Genomic DNA, 20372 nt, shown 5'->3' with positions numbered 1-20372 from the left:
TCCGATATAAAAAATATCAACCTACAACGTAAAATGTGTCATTAATACAACACCCACTGAACCATTTGAAATAAAAAATCGTTACTCATTATAAAAGAAAAGTCCTACAAACACGATACGCATTTCTGGGCATCAATGTTAAGGTAAGAATGACTGAGTAGGGGTACAATGACGATAGGCTTTCATCATACCCGAAACTAAAATTTATAGTAATAACAGATTTGCCAAACTTTGATTACTAAATAAAGGATTGTATGATGAATGATAACAATAAAAGTGTCGATATCACTGCTGAAAATAACGCTCAAGCCCCAAACGATATAGCGTCCGAGCTTAAAAATATGGATGCGCTTAGCCAGTATTTTAAGTCGGCAGCCGGCATACGTGAAGGACGCGCCATACCGCCTCTTGAGAAATGGCATCCTGAGCAAGTAGAGGATATGGACTTGATCATCAAAGCCAATGGCGAATGGTGGCACGAAGGCGTGCACATGACCCGGCAGTCATTAGTCAATTTATTTGCCACTATCTTATGGAAAGAGGAAAATGCTGGCAAGGTTGAGTACTTTTTGAAGACACCTGTGCAAAAGCTGCGTATTCAAGTAGAAGATGCACCATTATTGATTAACGATGTCGGTATCGTTGATGAAGACGATAAGCGCTGGCTGGAATTTACCACCACCACGGGCGATGTGGTGCGTTTAGATGATGAGCATACTATTAGTCTGCGTGCTTATATACCTGAAGACGATGCTAATAATATTGATGCCAGTAATATTAATGCTAGTAATATTAATGCTAGTAATATTAATGCTAGTAATATTAATGCTAGTAATATTAATGCTAGCAATATTGATGCTAGCAATATTGATGCTAATGATAAAAACGAAGAAAATAAACCCTTAGAAAGCGATACCCAAGTTCGTCCTTATATGATGGTACGAAATAACTTGCACGCGCTGATTGGGCGTAACTCCTTTTATCATTTAACGGAAATTGGGGAATTGACAGAGCGTGATGGTGAGACGATACTAACGCTGCAAAGTGGCGGTAAGTCCTATGCATTATCAATGCCATTCAGTTAAGCATAAAACATATTTAGCATCCGATAATATTTAACATCTATATAAAAACGGCGGTAAGATAGCAATGAAAATTGCCGTAAAAGCAGCTCCAAACAATACAAGCTATGAGAGCCTTGATACAGCCTCACTGATATTTACCAATCATAATACGAATATTAAAAAGGTTATGTCGAATAATAGCGTGATAAATAATGCGGCTAAAAATGATCGCAGCGCGCCAATAGGCTTGTTTGATTCGGGCGTTGGAGGGTTGTCGGTTTATCTACACTTGGCTCAGCAATTACCGCATGAACGTTATGTTTATTATGCCGATACCTTGCATGTGCCGTATGGCAATCGCGATAGTGAAGATATTAAGGCTTTGACGCTGACAGCGGTAGAATGGCTATACCAACAAGGCTGCAAGCTTATCGTTATCGCCTGTAATAGCGCCTCAGCTTATGCATTAGAGACCGCCAGACGCTGTTATCCGCAGCTGCCTATTGTCGGTTTGGTACCTGCTTTAAAACCTGCGGTCTTAGCCAGTAAAACCGGTCATGTCGCGGTATTAGCAACGAAAGCGACTTTAAATGGGACGTTACTTAACGATGTCATCACTAACGTTGCCAGCCCCCATGCCACCAAAGTAACCAAGTATTTTGACCCAAAATTGGTTCCGTGGGTCGAGTCGGGTATGCCAAAAGACAGTAAAACCGCTCAGGATTTACGCCAACAATTACGCCTATTCACCCAAGATGGTATCGACCAGTTGGTATTAGGCTGTACCCATTATCCCTTTTTTAAAGCGTTTTTACGCCAAGAGATTGCAGAGCAGCAATTAGCGATACAAATTGTCGACTCAGGGCAAGCAATCGCTGAGCGTGTCAAGCAACTGTTGTTAACAAACCAGTTGTTGGCGTTGCCCGCCGAGGTTGCAGCTGATGAGGCGTTAAAAGATAAGGCAACAAGGGTGAATCTATCGCCGCCATTGACCTTTTATGCGACTAAATATGATGAGAAGTTAGGTGTAGTGATACAGCATTTGTTAGGTCCGCAGACTGATATACACTATTACCTTTCGCCTTAAGTGGCTTTGTTTTATCCTAAGAAGCGTTTTTTATCTACTCAATAATCAGCTAGCTGTTATAATCCCGCAATATATTAATGGAATTAGTAATAAACTAAACGTATCTCAGTAATATTGTGCTAGGCTAGTATTTGCTAAACAGAATATTTGAGATGCTCCTGATTTCGTTAGCAATTTATTTAGCAATTGATATGACTATTATTTAGATGACCACCATTTGTATCACTACCTAAGCTTAGAGGTGATTGTGCCAAACCGTCGCTATCATATTCACGTCATATGCGCTGACAACGACCAACTGTTGGTTTTAGACAGTGTGGCGATGTTTTTTCAAGCCCGCGCATTTTTAACTTATGACGTTTCTAGCAAATTACCGAAAGCGTCGTTATATGGGCGCCAGTGTATCGATGCCTGTGATTATGCGCTGATGATTATCGGTGATAGCTATGGTACGGCGCAAAATACCGGTGTTAGTCAAATGCATTTGAGCTACCTCAATGCCAAAGCCAAGCTCAAACCCTTGCTAATCTTGGTTAAGAGCCACCATAATGAGGTCAATATCAGTCGGCAGCTGCAAGAATTCACCAATATGGTGACCAAAAAAGCCGATAAGATTTATTATTATGAGACCGAAAACGATATCGAGCAGCTGCTTATTCAAGCCTACTATAAAATGGTCGCCAATCATGGGGTAGAGGATGGCTGGGTAAGAGTCAGTGACGAGCTGATGAAAGCGAATAAATCGGCACTTACTGAAGAGATGTCTGCTAGCTTTTCGACCAATAGAGGGTCTAAACAAGCTCAAGAACATCCAGTTATTATTAATCACCTTACCGCTGATAGTGTCAGTAAACCCATCATACTGACCGAAACTTTTGAGGTTCAATATAAAGCGCAAGCTTATGAGGGTGGTAATTTAACCGATGTGACCAGACCCATGATTTTGTCATGGCAAGAGGTATTAGTCACCTTGATGAAAATACCTGCGACCTTTTCAAGCTATGGTTTGCAGAGCACTATCAATCGCTTAATCGCTACGAGAGCTGAGGCAGATATTAAAAAAGACATGCCAAACGTTCATGCTGTGGCGCGCTGTCAGATTTCTCAGGATGATTTAAATCAATTGCAGCGCCAGTTAGTAGCGGCGAACTGGATACAATTAACCACTTATGGCACGCGGGTCACCCAAGAGCTATGGAAACTCACCTACCATGCAAAAAGTCTATTGGCCGATAAAAAGCCAAAAGTAGACAGTCAGCCGTCGCTGCCTCTGAATTAACGCCACGTATCACTCTTATTATTAATAAATATCTTATTCAATTTATAATCAGCTAGGTTTATCTATAAAGCCTGCTTGATGGCTGCCTCTTACGATTTAGCTGTTACATTTTGCGCTCTAAATAAATTTTACGACGCCCATGGCTACGTTTTGTAATACAAAGCATACGTCTCAATGGTTGTGAAGCTAGGCAATACCCGTAATAATGAAGCTGATAAGTACATAACAATATTGAACAACTAGGGAGAATAAATAATGAGCAACTCTAAAAAAGATACATTAAACACTGAATTAACCAGCTTGGAAGAGAAAATGCACGAAGCAAACCAGTTTCATACCTTGGAAGAGCAAGTAGCCGATATGAAGCGTCGCGGTATTGATCCGACTCAAGCCTATAAAGATTTGGATAGAAAAGAAGAAGATGCGGATTGGGGCGATGCTACGTGGAAAGAAAATGGTAAATGGGAGCCAAAAACGCCTGCTGATCTAGATGAGAAAGCACGTGAAAACTGGGATGGCGACAACGGTAAACCAACCCCGCCACCGATTGTTTAGTAGCAGTTGTTTGTAGAGATTATTTAATAACGACCATTTATTCTTAAAGCCTTAAAGGTATTTTATAAAAAAAAGCCACGCTAATTTGCGTGGCTTTTTTGTTAGATGGCTAACGCTAGTAATTAAATATCATAGCTTTAACCGTTCATTTCAATATCTAACTAGGAACCTTCATCCACACGCACGAGTTTCACTGTGCCATCAGGACTGGTCACACGGCGATAGCGCGTATTGCTTGATGGTGATGGTGATGGTGATGGTTGTACGGAGTAAGTATTAGAAGTGGATTTAGGGCTAGTTTGCTGCTGAATCAATTGTCCCATACGGTCGGCAGGGGCAGGATTTAAAGGACGACTGTTTGCTGGTTGCCCATATTGGTTGCCATACTGAGAGCTGCCAGTAGCAGCGGTATTACCAATGATTGCACGATAAAACTTCTGTCCTGCGCGTCCATCGGCTGGGAAGATACCATGGCTTGATTGATATTGTTGAATCGCAGTACGCGTATTATCACCGATGATACCGTCGACTTCTCCAATATCGTAGCCGGCATTTAATAATGCTTGCTGAATTGCTCTGGATTCTTGGCGACCAATACCAGGGTCATCAGTTGGCCAAGCGGTGATAAAGTCGGTTTTACTGCTATCTTCGCGTGTAATTAAATCCGATAAATGGGCAATCGCCAGTGCATAGCTTTCTGAGGCATTATACGAATAAAAGGTATCGAAGTTTTTACCGACTAAGAAAGCGGGACCGTCAGGACCTGCAGGTAATAATAGACCGGCACTATTCAAATCAGACGGCAGTGGGCTACCGTTCGCCAATGTCAGCCCTTGATTGCGCCAATGACTGATAGATTTTTTATCTTTACGGTTCGATGCACCCCAAAATCCGCTCGGCAGTTTGACTTCATAACCCCATGGCTCGCCTGAGCGGTAGCCACGTTTATCGAGGAAATTGGCAGTAGAGGCGAGCGCGTCAGGGACACTGTTGACCAAATCACGACGACCATCACCATCGAAATCGACGGCCAATTCTAAAAAGGTACTTGGCATAAACTGTGTCTGTCCAAACGCACCTGCCCAAGAACCGGTCATATCGCTGGGTGCGATATCGCCGTTTTGCACAATTTTTAGCGCATTGGCGTATTCGCCTTGGAAATAGCTCTGACGACGATCAAAACAAGACAGCGTCGCTAAAGATTCAAACAAAGGCTTTTTCCCCAATGTCTGACCAAAGTTAGACTCTACGCCCCAAACCCCTAATACGTGCTCGGCTTTGACACCATAGCGCGATTCGATGCGGCGTAGTGTGTCTGCCCATTGACGCTTGGCGCGGATACCATCTTCTACTCGTTCTGTATCAACAAGTGACGACAGATAATCCCAGACGTCCTTTTGAAATTCGGGTTGATAGTTTAACGACTGAATGACGCTAGGGTCAGGTTGGCTTGGGCGATAGTTATTAAAGGTAAAGCTATCGACGCCGCGGAATTTGCTAGAGTTCTTTAGACCATCTAAGCACTGTTGAAACTCGCTATTAGATAAGTCTGGCGCTGGTGGTCTGGCGGCTTGAGCAGTGCTGGCAAGACTGAGGCCAACCGCGATGCTAAGCAGCGATAAAGTGGAGAATGGAGTCAAACGCATGAGAATATCCTATAAACGTCAAAATTATCATTTAGAAATGGAGCAAGGCTAATAAAGCTAGTATTGACCTAGAGTAACCAATCTCAATAGTAAAGAAAAGGTGTCGAAGCACTCAGTTACTATAAATTGACGGTGGCGTGAGGTTAGAAGAGGGATTGGGGCAAATATGGCATTGCACGACTTTAGAGAAGTCTCTGATTTTAATGCGGGTAAGCGGTTTTGACAGCCATTTAGTAAACCCTACTTTGCTAAAATGCTATCCAACTCCTCAATAAAGCCATGAATACGCTCGGCATTTTTGCCCAAATCGCTACCGCCAACCCGCGATTTACTACGGATATCAACCAAACGCTTGCTACCGTTATCAGTGATACGTACAACGACATCATCTTTAAAACCAAACCACATCGTCTTATCTGTTGCTTCGATAATTCCTTGGTTAGCATCAATATTTACCAGCTGCCAACCTAAATGATCGATGGCTTGTTTGGTTGCCTCGACTAGCTCAGATTTTGATTGGGGATAATTTAATGTTTGTAGTTCAGGGTAGGCGGCGCGCTGTTGGGTTGCTACTTCTACACCTGCATACTCAACTGGGTTTGGTGCATCAGCACGTAGTGGGGCAATGGCTACAAATTCAGGCGGGTTTACCAAATCGGTCGAAATATCATGAATGGGCGGCACACTTTTGCCCTTATTCAGCATGCTAAGCGGTATTGCAATAGCAATAGTAGACAGTAGCAGCGCCATTATCGTACTGCCAAGCGTCACTGTTTTGCGTTTAAATAGGATTTGCAACACCAGCAAGATAAGGGTGGCGATACCCGCAAACACCCCAAACTTAAAAGCCGTAAATGCGGTACCTAAGTCGACGACACCGTACTTATAAAGCGGACCGGGTAAAGCCACCAGTAAAAAAGCGCTTAAACTGACAAGGCTCACTAAGACTTTCATCGGCTCTCTCCGTTATTATTTGGTCGCTGCTTACTTTATTACTTTATCCTTACTTGCTGTGCTAATTAATCTTGGTTTTTATTCAATAGCCAAACATGCTCAGTTACCGATAGTTCGGCTGCAGAATTAAGGGTTGATGACTGGCTTTCAAGCTCAATAATTTCATAATTAGCATCATAATACTGCTGTAACTTTTCCTGACTAATCGAAAAAGGCGGGCCGTCTTTTTTACTTTGCTCATAGTTCAGGGTAATTAATAGTTGGGGCGCATTATTGCTAAGCTTATATATTTGCTTACTATAATCAGGACGCATGTCTGCTGGCAAGGCTATCAATGCTGCTCTATCATAAACGGCATCAATGTCGCCAATAGCTGTAGGACTCAGTGCAAAAATATCTGCTACCCATAAGGTAATGGTTTGACCAGCAAGCTGACCTTGATAGCGCTTTAAAGTTGAGCCATCAGCAGCGCTCGTAAACTCAGTAATGGTAGGGGTTATATTTTGTTCAATAAAGAACGCTTGTACGGCTGATTCGACCAGCTCAATGCCAACGACGTCATAGCCTGCGTAAGCCAGCCACACCATATCAACTGATTTGCCGCATAAAGGTACCAATACTTGGTTACCTGCGGGCAACGCCAGATTAGAAAAATGTTTGATGAGCTCAGGGTTGACGTCAGATTGATGAAAGCCAATACGTCCTTCCTGCCAGCGTTGTTGCCAAAATTTAGAATTCATACCATTGTCCCTAGCCTATCAATGCCTTAAAGGTTTAACATTATCATACCGCCAAACGCAATAAAAAAGCCAAGCGTATCAACCCTTGGCTTTTATAGCGTCTAAAAATTACGATAATCGTTTAGCTCACCATATACTGACTAAATTCTTTACGTAATTTGGCAAGTTTTGGTGGTATGGCAAAGTTGCAGTAAGCCTGCCCTGGATTGCGATTAAAAAAATCTTGATGGGTTTCTTCGGCTTTATAAAACTCAACAGCAGGATGTACTTCTGTGACCACGTTAAGACCCATATCGCGCAGTTTATTAATCGTACGGTCGACCGTTGGTTTTTGCGCTTCATCGGTATAGAAAACCACGCTGCGGTATTGGCTGCCGACATCGTTACCTTGGCGGTCCATGGTGGTGGGATCGTGAGTAGCAAAGAACACATCGAGTACCACTTCTAAGGGTACGATAGACTCATCAAATGCAACTTTAATCACTTCAACGTGGCCTGTATCACCGCCGCAGACTGCTTCGTAATTGGCAGAAACGGCATCACCGCCCATATAACCTGAAACGACAGATTGCACGCCTTTTACCGATAAAAATACCGATTCGGTGCACCAAAAGCAGCCGCCGCCTAATATAATGGTTTGCATAATTGTTCCTATTATTCTAACGATAAAATATGCGCTAAATAGTGTCTTTAACAAATAGCCCTTATCTTAAAGGCATTTGATTATCTTAAAAGCATTTGACTAAAAAATTCTCTATTTGGCAATATACATTTAGCTTAGCAGGGCAGTTGCCCGCGATAAGTAACAAACAGTAATGTTATAATGGGCTTTTGCTATCTAAAAATGTCTTAAAAAGCATTAGCGCCATACTTTTTCATTATAGTTCTGTTATCAAAAATCAAAGTTACATTATCAAAAAACGAGCCACCATCAAAAAACGAGCCACCCCATGAGCCATACCAAGCCAACTACTGTTGTTAATAACACCGTTAAAAACGATACCGTTAAAAACGACATCATTAAACATGACACCTTATTTACCACGCCACTCGATAAAGCGGCGCGTTTTTCTTTTGATGAACAAGTGGTGGCATGTTTTCCCGATATGATTCGCCGTAGTGTACCCGGTTATGGTCAGGTGCTAGCGATGTTGCCGATATTTGCCCGTCGCCATTGTAAGTACCGCCAACAGGACAATAATGGGCAACGCGTCAGCCGTGTCTATGATTTGGGCTGCTCATTGGGTGCGGCAAGTATGGCGTTGGCAGGCGAGTTTGAGCCGCAAGATTTACAGATTAAAGCGATTGATATCTCACCAGCAATGACCGCGGAAGCGAGTACTTTATTAACGGAGAATTATCCAGCGCATAATATTGAAGTGATCACCGCTGATATTCGTGATGTTGAGTTTGAGCCATGCGATATGGTTATTCTTAATTTGACGCTGCAGTTTTTGCCCGCTACCGATAGAGTGGCGGTATTAGAGAAAATTTATGCAGCATTAAGTGAAGGTGGGATTTTAGTATTAACCGAAAAAACCCATGCTTTTGATGAGCAGTATGATGCATGGTTGGTTGAGCGTTATTACGACTTTAAACGCGCCAATGGCTATACCGAGATGGAAATCAGCGGCAAACGTAATGCGTTAGAAAACGTTTTGATTACTGATACCTTGGATGAGCATCATGCGCGTCTAGTGCAAGTGGGTTTTGAGCGTCATCTGACGTGGTTTCAGTTTTTAAACTTTGTCTCTATTGTGGCGTTTAAATAACCCCTAATCGGCGCAAATTTTTTACCAAATCGAAATTTTTATCAGTGCTTTATCAATACGGTAGCCGCCCTTTATGCTTAATGACACCATCACCCACGCTGAACGCGAATTATATCTAACCTTGCTAACACTGGCACAGCAGCAGCCGAGCGCTTATGAGTGGCTGACGAGGTTACCGACATGGCTCAATGACATAAAAGACAAAGCCAATTACGCTCACGCACCCGCTTATCAAGCATCGGTAGCAAGATTGCCAGAAATAACAGTCAATAATGTCGATTTAGACAACGATGTCTTGACGGTTGCCGCTAATCTTAGCGATTCTGAGCGTAAACAAACGATGGCACTGTTAAAGCAGCTAATGCCATGGCGGAAAGGGCCTTTTCAGATTGGTGGTCGGATTGGTAGTGACGAGTCCGCTATAAAAATCGATACTGAATGGCATAGCGATTGGAAATGGCAGCGAGTGTTGCCGCATTTAGGCAATTTAAAAGGTCGGCGCGTATTGGATGTGGGCGGTGGCTCGGGTTATCACGGTTGGCGGATGGCAGGCGCAGGAGCGGAGACAGTCATTATTATTGATCCGTCATGCCTGTTTTATCATCAGTTTATGGCAATTCGCCATTTTGTCGGCGCGGCAGATGCTCATCCTTCAGGTCGTTATCGTACCCATTATATTCCGGTACCGCTTGAAGCTTTGCCGGAGCACAGTCAGCTATTCGATACGGTATTTAGTATGGGCGTGCTCTATCATCGTCAATCGCCCTTTGAGCATTTGCAACAGCTAAAAGGTCAGTTGGTTAAAGGTGGGGAGCTGGTGCTTGAAACCTTGGTTATCGATGGCGATGCCAATACCGTACTCGTGCCGCACGACCGCTATGCCCAGATGAATAACGTGTATTTTCTGCCATCGGTCGATGCACTCATTGGTTGGTTAGAAAAAGCAGGATTTACCGAAGTACGCTGCGTCGATGTTGCTGTGACTTCAACCGCTGAGCAGCGCAAAACCGAATGGATGACTTATCATTCGTTGGCAGATTTTTTAGACCCTAATGATGCCAGCAAAACCATCGAAGGCTATCCAGCACCGAAACGTGCGACCCTCATTGCAAAAAAATAACTATTGCAAAGAAGGGATTAGACTGCAAACAGAGGATTAGAGCTATGAATCTCGCACAAGGCTGTCATTACTTTTAAATGCGATGTTTAAAAAAATTAGCAGTGTTTTGAGAAATAGCTATGGCAAATACCGATTAAATAAACCAGCGTTTAAATGCCATTTCTATTAAAACCTTGAGGATAAAACCAATAAAGCCTGCACCAAGGGCTAAAAACATCCAAAAAGTACCCGCACGACCCGCTTCAGATTGTTTTGATAAGTCCCAAATGATAAAGAATAAAAAGGCAATAAAAATGGGCAATAAAATATACATACCCCAACTGGTGACGGTACTAGCTGCAATAGCAAACATGGTTTTATCCTATAGATGAAAGTGTAAAGTGGCGCACGCTCTGAGGCTTTTTTTATGATTTTTTATAAATGAGATGATAATGTATAGAAAAAGCAGGCGATAACTGTTTTTCATTATAACGCGGAATAGAGCCGCTATAAATATTTCGCTAACGTCAGGCAACAGTAACGCTACAATCAGCCTAAACAACCCTGTATTTGCAGCCTATAATAGCCATCATCTCCTAAGCTATGCCTATCCAGTATAAAAGTGGTAATTTTAACGCTATTTTTGGTTCAAATAGTGCAATAGCGCCTAAAGGTTGTTATATTTATAGGTTACTTATTTTTTTGTATTATCTTATATTTCACCAATTTTTTTGTTCATTTATCTGAGTTTATAGTCCTATGTCACAAGCCCAAATTGATACGCTCGCCTCACTATTTGATAGTGCCATCCAAGCCCTAAAAAATGACGGCGAACTACCGGCTGATTGGCAAAACAACAGCCAAATTACACGGACAAAAGACACCAGTCATGGTGATTTTGCGAGCAATATTGCGCTAACGGCTGCTAAAGCTGCGAAAGCCAATCCGCGCCAGCTTGCTGAAAAAATCGTCAACGCCTTGCCTGAAAACCAAAATATTCGTCAAGTAGAAATCGCAGGTCCTGGCTTTATCAACGTATTTTTAAATACTGAAGCCAAGTTTGCCGTGTTAGACGATATCTTTAAGCTGCAAGAACGCTTTGGTTTAAGCAAGCAGTTTAAAGGTCAAAAAATCCAAGTTGAATTTGTCTCGGCCAATCCAACGTCTAGTTTGCACGTCGGTCATGGTCGCGGTGCCGCCTTTGGCATGAGCGTGGCAAACTTGCTTGAAGCCATTGGTTATGATGTCACGCGTGAGTATTATGTCAATGACGCCGGTCGCCAAATGGATATCTTAGCGACCAGTACTTATTTGCGCTATCTAGAAGCCAACGCTGAACCAGTCACATTCCCAGTTAATGGCTATCAAGGCGATTATGTTAGTGATATTGCTCAAACGCTAAAAATGCAGCACGCTGATAGTTATGTGCATAGTTTTGCAGAAATTGCCAAAGACGTACCAGCAGATGCACAGTTTGAGATAAATGCAGACGGCGAAAAAGTGCTGCTATCGGGCGATAAAGAAGCCCATATCGACGGACTGATTGCCAATAGTAAAGCCTTGCTTGGTGATGGCTACGAGCTATTTTTAAATGCAGCGCTTAGCAGCATTTTGGCTGATATCAAAGACGACTTAAATGACTTTGGCGTCCGCTATGAATGTTGGTTTAGTGAAAGATCTATCGATAGCGAGATTGAGCCTGTCTTACAAATCCTAGATGAAAAAGGCTATTTATACGAAAAAGATGGCAATATCTGGTTTAAATCGACCGATTTTGGTGATGAAAAAGACCGTGTGGTTCGCCGTGCTAATGGTCAAAGCACCTATTTTGCCTCTGATATCGCGTATCATAAAAACAAGTTCGATCGCGGTTTTGATAAAGTCATTAACGTTTGGGGCGCTGACCATCATGGCTATGTCCCACGGGTGAAAGCGGCGTTAACGGCGCTTGGTATCGATGCCGACCGTCTTGATGTGGTATTGGTACAGTTTGTCGCCTTATGGCGCGGCAGTGAAAAAGTGCAAATGTCGTCACGCTCGGGCAAATTTGTCACCTTACGTGAGCTGCGTCATGAAGTCGGTAACGATGCCGCGCGCTTCTATTACGTCGCCCGTAAGCCTGAAGTCCACGTTGACTTTGACTTAGAGCTTGCCAAATCGCAAAGTAAAGACAACTTGGTTTTCTATATTCAGTATGCGCATGCACGGGTTTGCCGCGTGTTAGAAAAACTAGAAACCAGTGGTCTGCAAGTAGACGATATTACTGGCGCTGAAAAGCAAGAGTTATTAACCGCACCGAGCGAAGAAGAATTGATTAAATTACTTGGCGCTTATCCGGCAACCTTGCTACGTGCAGCGACAGGCTATGAGCCGCACATCTTAACCAACTATCTAAAAGAGTTAGCGGCGTTATTTCATGGTTGGTACGATAGCAATCGTATCTTGCCTGTCAGCCTAACCTCGGGTGAGACGCCAAGCCAAGATGAGATGGATATGATGCAAGCTCGCCTACGCTTATCTAAAGCGGTCAGGCAGGTATTGAGTAATGGGCTTAGCTTATTAGGCTTGTCTGCGCCGTCTAGTATGTAGTATAAAGAGAGACGGCTGCTAGCCATCATTCGCCGACGACTATTTGGCAATAACAATTCGACAATGACAGTTCAACATTGATAATTCGACAACGATAGATATATTCAGTAGGGAGAACGAGATCCATGTTAGCCAAAAAACCAAAAGGTGCCACTGAAAAACGCAAAACAAGTAGTGTGTCAGGCTTATTATGGATGTTTGTTGGGGCGGTGTTGACGCTCATGATTGGGGTGTTTTTATACCTCTCACCATTGTTTAATTTTAGTCCTGCGGGCAGCGAAGACGGTACCGACCCTGATAGACAAGTTCAGCAACGAGTCGATACCGACACCGATAATGGTGATTATGAGTTTTATGATATTTTGCCCAATCAAGAGATGGCAACCATCCCTGATGAAGACTTTGGGGAAGGCGGTGATAGCCAAGCAGGTCAAATCACTGACTTCGAACCAGATGTAGTCGTTAATCAGCCTCAAAGTACGACGCCCGCTACTGATGCGGGTAACTTTGGCATCTCTGAAAATACCACTATTGAGCCGAATCGTGGCAACAATGCTAATAATGCAGCCACCAGCAATAATGATGACGATATTGTCATCGTTGAAGAAGATGCGACTTACGATGGCACACCAGCTGCCAACAATACAGGCGCGAATACAGGCGCGGCTGCGAACAAACCCAGCGCTGGTACTGTAAGTATTCAAGCTGCCAAACCTGCTACTTATATTTTGCAAATCAACAGCTTTGGCGATGCCGACGAAGCAGATCGTCGCCGTGCCCAAGTGCTGATGGCGGGTGTGGACGCTCGAGTGGTAAAAAATACCACGGGTAATGGTTTGCCTATCTATCAGGTTATCTCACGGCCGATGAATAACCGTCAAGCGGTTGCCACTGCTCAGCAGCGCCTACAAAATAATGGTATAGATTCTATCATTGTCGAACAGCGTCGTTAGATAGACCTACAGTATTGATAAAAAAAGCGTCACGGTGGCGCTTTTTTTATCCCTTTTTTTTGATATATTTTTTGGCATCTTTTATCAAACTTAACATAAGAGCATCATGATGACTGTGACACCTTCAGAAACTGCACCCGTCGGTATGATTCGAGCTTTTTTCCAAAAGTATTTTATCGATGCTTTCACTGGGATGGCGTTAGGACTGTTTGTTACCCTGATTGCCGGTCTTATCATCTCGCAAATCGGTGGCTGGTTAAACTTGCCCGCCTTGGTTGCGGTTGGAAAACTGGCCTCAGTATTAATGGGTGCGGGTATCGGTGTCGGTATCGCTTATTATCTTAAAGCGCCAACTTTGGTGATGCTAAGCTGCTTGGTTGCAGGGATGCTTGGTGCGCATTCTGAAGCTTTGATGGCAGGCAACTTATTTATCGCGCAAGAAGCCGGTCCAGCAACCTTTGCTGCCGTGCCCGGTAATCCGATTGGTGCTTATTTGACCTCAGTATTTGCTTATCGTGCTGGTACTTGGGTCGCGGGCAAAACCAAGCTCGATATTTTGCTGATACCGTTAGTAGTATGTACGGTGGCCCTAATCGTCTGTGCGCTGCTTAATCCTCCGGTCGTTGCTGCGGTCAATGCGATTGGTCAAGGCATTCAAGCCGCAACTGAATTGCAGCCATTATTAATGGGTATCGTGATAGCAGTCGTCGTTGGAATTCTATTAACACTACCGACCTCAAGCGCTGCTATCTGTATCGCTATTGGGCTTGGCGGCTTAGCGGGCGGGGCGGCTGTCGTTGGCTGTGCGGCGCATATGATTGGTTTTGCGGTGGCCAGTTTTAAAGATAACGGCGTTAGTGGCGTCATATCTCAAGGACTTGGCACCAGTATGCTACAAATCCCTAACGTCCTTAGAAAACCGATTGTTTTACTGCCAGCCGTTATCGCCAGTGCTATTGTTGGTCCTATCGCAACTGTTGGCTTTGGGCTGGCTTGTACGGCGACTGGGGCCGGTATGGGTACGGCAGGATTGGTCGGGGTATTTGGCGTCATTGAAGCATCACAAGGAATTATGAGTAGCGCTCAATTATGGACGGCGATTATTTTATTGATGTTTATTTTACCTGCGCTTATCGCTGGGGTGGTCGCTTATGTGATGCGCCGCCTTGGTTGGTTGGTCGATGGCGATATGAAACTGCCTTAAATTAAAATTAAATCAATCAAATTATACTAAGCATCAATAACTATAAAAAAGCCCAGCTATTTAAGTAGCTGGGCTTTTTTTCATGCTAACACTTATCATTTTTTTAATTAACGACGGACATCTTTTGGTGCATCGCCGTTCGGCCAATCTTTGTCTTTATTGGCTTTTACAGGGCGTGGCAAGTGGGTAAAGTAGGCGGCAATATCGACCGCTTCTTGGTCGCTTAGCGTATTACCTTGTCCAAATGGCATTTTACCTTTGATAAAGGCGGCGGCAGTATAAGTACGTGCCATCCCTGCGCCATCATTAAAGGATTTATCGCCAGCTACCGCAGGATAGATATAAGTACCATCGTCATTATACTGACCTTCGCCATTATCACCGTGACAAACGCTACATTTTTCTGCAAATAGCTTTTCGCCCGTTTCAGGGTTTGGCTCTAACTCTTTATTCACTTTGACAAAACCGCGGCCTTCAGGAGATACGCCGACGGGCATATCTTGCGACAGCCAAGTCATATAAGAGATAATGGCGTTCATATCATCTGAGCCCAAATCAAGCGCTGTACCGTTCATTGAGCGTTCAAAACAACCATTGACACGCTCTTGCAAGGAGTTGATACGACCTCCGCGCGAACGATAAATAGGGAAGATGCCCGGCAGACCATTCCATGGCGCCGCAAACGCTTCTGAGCCGTTGCCTAAATGACAGCTGGTACAGTTGAGCTGGTTGCCAACGTTATTTGGCATCTCTTTATAAGTATGATTGACAATCTGTAAACCTCGACGAATGGCGGCACCGCGCTCGTCATCTGGGATGGTAGATTCGTCTGGCATATTAATCGCTGGTTTGCCGCCTGCTGCCCCTGCCGCATCACCGCCGCCTGCGCTAGCGCTCATATCACTGGCAGCTGGCATATTGCCTTTTAGCGTTTCGGCACGGGCTTCGAGGGCTTTAACGCGAGCCAAGGCTTCTGCTTCTTCCAAACGGTTAACGGCTTTGGTCTCATTGCTATTACTACAGCCGGCCATACTGACAGCGCTGATGGCAAAGATAGTGGCTACTAACAGGGAGGAGGGCTTGGCACGTGGAAAGTTTATCATTGGAATATCCTTATGTTAGAAAATAATATGTAAATCTATATTTATATGATAGTTTGGTCGTCATGATGGCAAAACTTATTTTAAGATTTTAGCTAAATAAATGGCTCGGATTTCAGTATTGATCAATGCCAACATATAGTGAGTGAAAAGTAATATCGACACATCACGCACTGCTGATATCAATTTTTCTTGCTTGCTGCGCCTGCGCAGACAGAGGCTACAAAAAATTGATATCAGCAATACCGTAGCGTTTTTAGGGTATTTTGACTATAGTTGGCGTCATATCATTCAACTTATCGCTACTGCCTAATATTAGCTATTAATCCGCTTGATTCTGCCTATCAAAACTCGACCAGTAATTAATCTGTAATTTGCTAGTAACATAATTGTATCAAATACAAATACAAATACGTAAAGTGTTTTTAAATTGAAAAAGAACACTAAAGCGACAAATGATGCCAACAGATGGTGAACGTTCTAAATAGCAAAGCATACTACTTTTACTAAAAAGCGCGTAAATATGAAATTATTTACGCGCTTTTTTTGATGAAGACATTTTAATATAGTAAGTGCAAAATAAAATCGATACGTTAGTATTCTTGTGCTAATGGGATAGATTTTTCTTGCTTGCTGTTCGCAGGCGTGACAGAGGCTGCAAAAAACTCACCCCGTTAGCACTTTGTATCGGTTTTAGATCGGATAAACGACAGCTGTTTAACTTATTATCGTTTATCTGCCGCTATATTAATTAACAATCGCCGCTTTACGGTTAGCCGTTTTTGCGCGTTTTTTGCCTTTTAATTGACGCGATAGCTTATTGACGTCATTCAATACCTTGCTATAGCGTGCTGGGAATACGCGCTGAACAGCATCTATCATTTTGGCATCACTGCCAATCAAGCAGCGTGGCTGATTGGTCGCGGCAGCCTGCAAAATAATCCAAGCAGCAGCGCTGGCATCAAATTTTAGAAATTTATTAAAGCTACTGATGGCTTTGCGGCCGCTACGCATGCCAAGGTCGCTGATACTGTCGTTACCACGGGCGCTATTGGCGATATTGGTTTTGATGCCACCGGGATGAATGCAGGTCGCTGAAACGCCGCAGCGCTGAATATCTAGCTCTTGACGCAGACTTTCAGTAAAGCCACGTACGGCAAATTTGCTGGCGTTATAAGCAGACTGTGACGGCTGCGCGGTCAAACCAAAGAGGCTGGATATATTAATAATATGGCCGTTTTCTTTTTCGCTTTCTTTCACGCTATTTTTAATCAATGGCAAAAACGCCTTGGTGCCGTAAACCACGCCCCAAAAGTTGATATCCATGACCCATTCAAGCTCGCTAATGCTGCTACCTTCTACGCTTGAATAAAGCGCTACGCCCGCATTATTAAAGATAAAGTTTACTTTACCATGCTCCGCCATCACGCTATCCGCCCACGCTTCGACGGCTTTATTATCTGAGACATCGAGTACCGTGGTGGTGACTTTGACATCATAGCTGACCAGTAAATCTTTGGTTTGTGCCAATTGCTCAGCATTGATATCTGATAGCGCCACATGGCAGCCCATTTTTGCTAAATGAATGGCAAGCTCGCGCCCCATGCCAGAGCCAGCGCCAGTGATAGCGGCGACATGGTTGCGGTAATAGGAGGTAATGTCAAGGTCTTGCTGCGAGGAAAAAGGCAGATATTGGCGTAGTGAGGTTGCTATTGCAGAGACATTTCCAGAAACAGTGTTAAGCATGATAAACAGTCCTTTGTATCATTAATTGTATTGGTATTTCTACTTTAGCATGATTGATGATAAGCGCTGATAGCAATTGATAAACGCGGCTGTTATTTTTACCCACTACATTCGCTGCAAGAAATAAAATGAGAAGTAAGCGGACATAAAAAAAGTGTCTAGCATAATTTACACTAGACACTTTTACTTTAATTACCGCTTCAATAAAGCAGATAAGACCTTTTAAGCGTCTATCGCTATCTGTTCTGAGTCACCGTTAGAGAAGGTGATTTCAGGGATTTTACCGTCGTTGATTACTGCTTCATCAACGAGTACGGTCTTAGCATTTTCCATTGAAGGCAGCTCATACATGGTTTCAAGTAGGGCATTTTCTACGATAGAGCGCAGACCACGGGCACCTGTTTTGCGTGCCATTGCTTTTTTAGCAATCGCATCAAGCGCTTCTTTGGTAAAGGTAATGTCAGCGCCTTCCATATCAAAAAGATACTTATACTGCTTAACCAACGCATTCTTAGGCTCTGTGAGAATTTGCACCAAAGCTTCTTCATCAAGCTCTGTAAGGGCAGCAAGCACAGGAAGACGACCGATCAGCTCTGGGATAAGACCGAACTTGATTAAATCTTCCGGCTCTACTTGTTGCAGTAGCTCTGAGCTACGTTTACTGTCGTCTTTTGAGCTGACATCGGCATTAAAGCCAATACCTGTTTTTTCAGTACGCTGCTGAATCACTTTATCAAGACCGGCAAACGCACCACCAACGATGATAAGAATATTACTGGTATCAACTTGGATAAGCTCTTGCTGTGGATGCTTGCGACCACCGTGCGGCGGAATAGCGGCAACCGTGCCTTCGATAAGCTTAAGCAAGGCTTGCTGCACACCTTCACCTGATACGTCACGGGTGATAGAAGGGTTGTCGCCTTTTTTGCTGATTTTATCAATCTCATCGATATAAATGATACCTTGCTCAGCTTTACTGACGTCATAATCTGATGCTTGCAATAGCTTTTGCACGATGTTTTCAACATCTTCACCGACATAACCAGCTTCGGTTAAGGTAGTGGCATCTGCCATCGCAAAAGGTACATCAAGTAAACGTGCTAGAGTTTGTGCCAGTAAGGTTTTACCAGAACCGGTAGGACCAATCAGCAAGATATTACTTTTTGCCAATTCAACCATGGCATCATCAGCACCGATTTTAGCTTTTTTGCTGTCATTGGCTAAGGTTTGGCTGACTTTTAGGCGTTTATAATGGTTATAAACCGCCACTGCCAAGGCTTTTTTCGCCGCATCTTGCCCGATGACATATTCGTCAAGCTTGGCACGTAGCTCTTTTGGTGTTGGCAGCTTTTTATTGACCCAAGAGGTATCAATGTCGCTGTCGTCGTCACCATCTTCGGCGCTATCGGCAATCAGGTCTGTACATAGCTCAATACATTCATTACAAATATTGGCGTCGTCAGCGGCAATCAGCTGCTTTACTTCACTTTTTTCTTTGCCGCAAAACGAACACTGCGGGGTGTTATCTTCTGCCATATACAGGCACTCCTAAAATTTTATACTGATCAATATTCTGATTATGGACATCGATGCAAAAGCGCCGGGCACTTAATATATTTTCTCTTACCCTATCGCGCTTAGGCATCTGATGTTTTAAAGTCTCTTAGACGGCTGCTATTAAAGCGCTTATAGAGAAGTCGGGCGACGCTCTAATACTTCGTCAACCAAACCATATTCTTTGGCTTCTTTGGCATCTAACCAATAGTCACGCTCAACGTCTTTTTCGATTTTCTCGACGGGTTGACCGGTACGCTCAGCCAAAATCTCGTTCAAGCGAGCACGCGTTTTTAGAATTTCACGCGCATTAATTTCGATATCGGTTGCTTGACCTTGCGCGCCGCCTGAAGGCTGGTGAATCATCACGCGAGAGTTGGCTAGGGCATAACGTTTGCCTTTTTCGCCAGCTGCCAGCAAAAATGAGCCCATGCTATAAGCGCCGCCCATACAAATGGTCGAAACTTCAGGTTTGATAAAGTTCATGGTATCAAAAATAGCCAAGCCAGCACTGACTGAGCCGCCTGGCGAGTTGATATATAAATGGATGTCTTTATCAGGGTTTTCTGCTTCTAAAAATAATAGCTGCGCCACAATAAGATTGGCCATATGGTCTTCAACTTGACCGGTCAAAAAGATAACGCGCTCACGTAATAGGCGTGAGAAAATATCAAACGAGCGTTCACCGCGCGCTGACTGCTCAACCACCATTGGAACTAATGCGGCTTGGGGCGCGCTTTGGTTATATTGTGCGCTTTGGGCAGTGGTGTGCGCACTCATCAACATATCAAAATGCGGGTTAGCAGTGATGCGATCATAATCTGTCATAAAGATGTCCTGTTTATAAGTACATAAAGTAAAGAGGTATAGGCTAGCTGTTGGCTAAATTTTTATGGTGGTTATCATTGTAAACATTGCCGCCTATGAATAAAAGCTGCCTGTTAATAAAAGCTGTCTGCTAATAAAACCTATTCGGTTTAATTAAATGCTCTAAATATCGCTAGCAAGTAGCCAATCATATTCATGATTT

Annotated in this window: 18 protein-coding genes; 9 read left to right on the top strand and 9 right to left on the bottom strand. The window is 43.6% G+C overall.

Annotation, left to right across the window (positions count from 1 at the left end; genetic code table 11):
* Positions 1-257: 257 nt before the first annotated feature.
* From ACP7AA_RS12355 to ACP7AA_RS12340, 4 genes are all read left to right on the top strand, one after another.
* Positions 258-1085: a DUF1285 domain-containing protein gene (locus tag ACP7AA_RS12355; protein WP_426223745.1), complete on the top strand. Its 828-nt coding sequence runs from the start codon at positions 258-260 to the stop codon at positions 1083-1085.
* A gap of 166 nt (positions 1086-1251) precedes the next feature.
* Positions 1252-2151, top strand: coding sequence for a glutamate racemase (murI, locus tag ACP7AA_RS12350; protein ID WP_426223748.1), 900 nt, complete (start codon positions 1252-1254; stop codon positions 2149-2151).
* A gap of 247 nt (positions 2152-2398) precedes the next feature.
* Positions 2399-3430, top strand: coding sequence for a DUF4062 domain-containing protein (locus ACP7AA_RS12345; protein WP_426223744.1), 1032 nt, complete (start codon positions 2399-2401; stop codon positions 3428-3430).
* A 255-nt stretch (positions 3431-3685) separates the two neighbouring features.
* A complete protein-coding gene (locus ACP7AA_RS12340; RefSeq protein WP_201620091.1) occupies positions 3686-3985 on the top strand; it encodes a hypothetical protein in 300 nt (99 codons plus the stop codon).
* Positions 3986-4146: 161 nt separating this feature from the next.
* Here the strand turns inward: ACP7AA_RS12340 and ACP7AA_RS12335 are convergent, their stop codons facing one another.
* The 4 genes from ACP7AA_RS12335 to msrA all read right to left on the bottom strand — a co-directional run bounded on the left by ACP7AA_RS12335 (position 4147) and on the right by msrA (position 7968).
* Positions 4147-5631 (bottom strand): lytic murein transglycosylase, encoded by a 1485-nt coding sequence (locus ACP7AA_RS12335; RefSeq protein WP_413501416.1) that lies wholly within the window; start codon positions 5629-5631, stop codon positions 4147-4149.
* A 240-nt stretch (positions 5632-5871) separates the two neighbouring features.
* Positions 5872-6585 (bottom strand): DUF1499 domain-containing protein, encoded by a 714-nt coding sequence (locus ACP7AA_RS12330; protein ID WP_426223743.1) that lies wholly within the window; start codon positions 6583-6585, stop codon positions 5872-5874.
* A gap of 65 nt (positions 6586-6650) precedes the next feature.
* Positions 6651-7325, bottom strand: a complete 675-nt coding sequence (tmpT, locus tag ACP7AA_RS12325) for a thiopurine S-methyltransferase (RefSeq protein WP_426223742.1) — start codon at positions 7323-7325, stop codon at positions 6651-6653.
* A 121-nt stretch (positions 7326-7446) separates the two neighbouring features.
* Entirely contained in the window at positions 7447-7968 is a 522-nt protein-coding gene (gene msrA, locus ACP7AA_RS12320) for a peptide-methionine (S)-S-oxide reductase MsrA (RefSeq protein ID WP_201629575.1), read from the bottom strand.
* 307 nt (positions 7969-8275) lie between these two features.
* Here msrA and cmoA point away from each other — a divergent pair, with 307 nt between their 5' ends.
* The gene (cmoA, locus tag ACP7AA_RS12315) at positions 8276-9097 is read left to right on the top strand and encodes a carboxy-S-adenosyl-L-methionine synthase CmoA (RefSeq protein ID WP_426223741.1); all 822 of its coding nucleotides are present in this window, start codon (positions 8276-8278) and stop codon (positions 9095-9097) included.
* 73 nt (positions 9098-9170) lie between these two features.
* On the top strand, positions 9171-10217 hold the full coding sequence (gene cmoB, locus ACP7AA_RS12310; RefSeq protein WP_426223740.1) for a tRNA 5-methoxyuridine(34)/uridine 5-oxyacetic acid(34) synthase CmoB: 1047 nt from the start codon (positions 9171-9173) through the stop codon (positions 10215-10217).
* A 133-nt stretch (positions 10218-10350) separates the two neighbouring features.
* Here the strand turns inward: cmoB and ACP7AA_RS12305 are convergent, their stop codons facing one another.
* Positions 10351-10569, bottom strand: a complete 219-nt coding sequence (locus tag ACP7AA_RS12305; protein WP_201565181.1) for a DUF2788 domain-containing protein — start codon at positions 10567-10569, stop codon at positions 10351-10353.
* Positions 10570-10955: 386 nt separating this feature from the next.
* On the opposite strand from ACP7AA_RS12305, the gene argS reads away from it, so the two are divergent.
* The 3 genes from argS (at position 10956) to ACP7AA_RS12290 (ending at position 14942) form a co-directional block, all read left to right on the top strand.
* Positions 10956-12785, top strand: a complete 1830-nt coding sequence (gene argS / locus ACP7AA_RS12300) for an arginine--tRNA ligase (RefSeq protein ID WP_426223739.1) — start codon at positions 10956-10958, stop codon at positions 12783-12785.
* Positions 12786-12910: 125 nt separating this feature from the next.
* Entirely contained in the window at positions 12911-13738 is an 828-nt protein-coding gene (locus ACP7AA_RS12295; protein ID WP_426223738.1) for an SPOR domain-containing protein, read from the top strand.
* A gap of 106 nt (positions 13739-13844) precedes the next feature.
* Complete coding sequence (locus tag ACP7AA_RS12290; protein WP_296177429.1) at positions 13845-14942, top strand: PTS transporter subunit IIC; 1098 nt, start codon at positions 13845-13847, stop codon at positions 14940-14942.
* Positions 14943-15049: 107 nt separating this feature from the next.
* On the opposite strand, the gene ACP7AA_RS12285 is transcribed toward ACP7AA_RS12290, so the two are convergent.
* The 4 genes from ACP7AA_RS12285 to clpP all read right to left on the bottom strand — a co-directional run bounded on the left by ACP7AA_RS12285 (position 15050) and on the right by clpP (position 20122).
* Complete coding sequence (locus ACP7AA_RS12285; protein WP_426223737.1) at positions 15050-16045, bottom strand: c-type cytochrome; 996 nt, start codon at positions 16043-16045, stop codon at positions 15050-15052.
* 744 nt (positions 16046-16789) lie between these two features.
* Positions 16790-17788, bottom strand: a complete 999-nt coding sequence (locus ACP7AA_RS12280; RefSeq protein WP_426223736.1) for an SDR family NAD(P)-dependent oxidoreductase — start codon at positions 17786-17788, stop codon at positions 16790-16792.
* Positions 17789-18010: 222 nt separating this feature from the next.
* The gene (clpX, locus tag ACP7AA_RS12275; protein WP_201620100.1) at positions 18011-19324 is read right to left on the bottom strand and encodes an ATP-dependent protease ATP-binding subunit ClpX; all 1314 of its coding nucleotides are present in this window, start codon (positions 19322-19324) and stop codon (positions 18011-18013) included.
* Between the two features lie 150 nt (positions 19325-19474).
* Positions 19475-20122, bottom strand: a complete 648-nt coding sequence (gene clpP / locus ACP7AA_RS12270; RefSeq protein ID WP_201620118.1) for an ATP-dependent Clp endopeptidase proteolytic subunit ClpP — start codon at positions 20120-20122, stop codon at positions 19475-19477.
* Positions 20123-20372 lie beyond the last annotated feature (250 nt).

The organism is Psychrobacter sp. DWR1-2-3 (genome assembly GCF_049896465.1).
Lineage (GTDB): Bacteria > Pseudomonadota > Gammaproteobacteria > Pseudomonadales > Moraxellaceae > Psychrobacter > Psychrobacter maritimus.
This window is presented reverse-complemented; position numbering and strand designations above follow the sequence as displayed.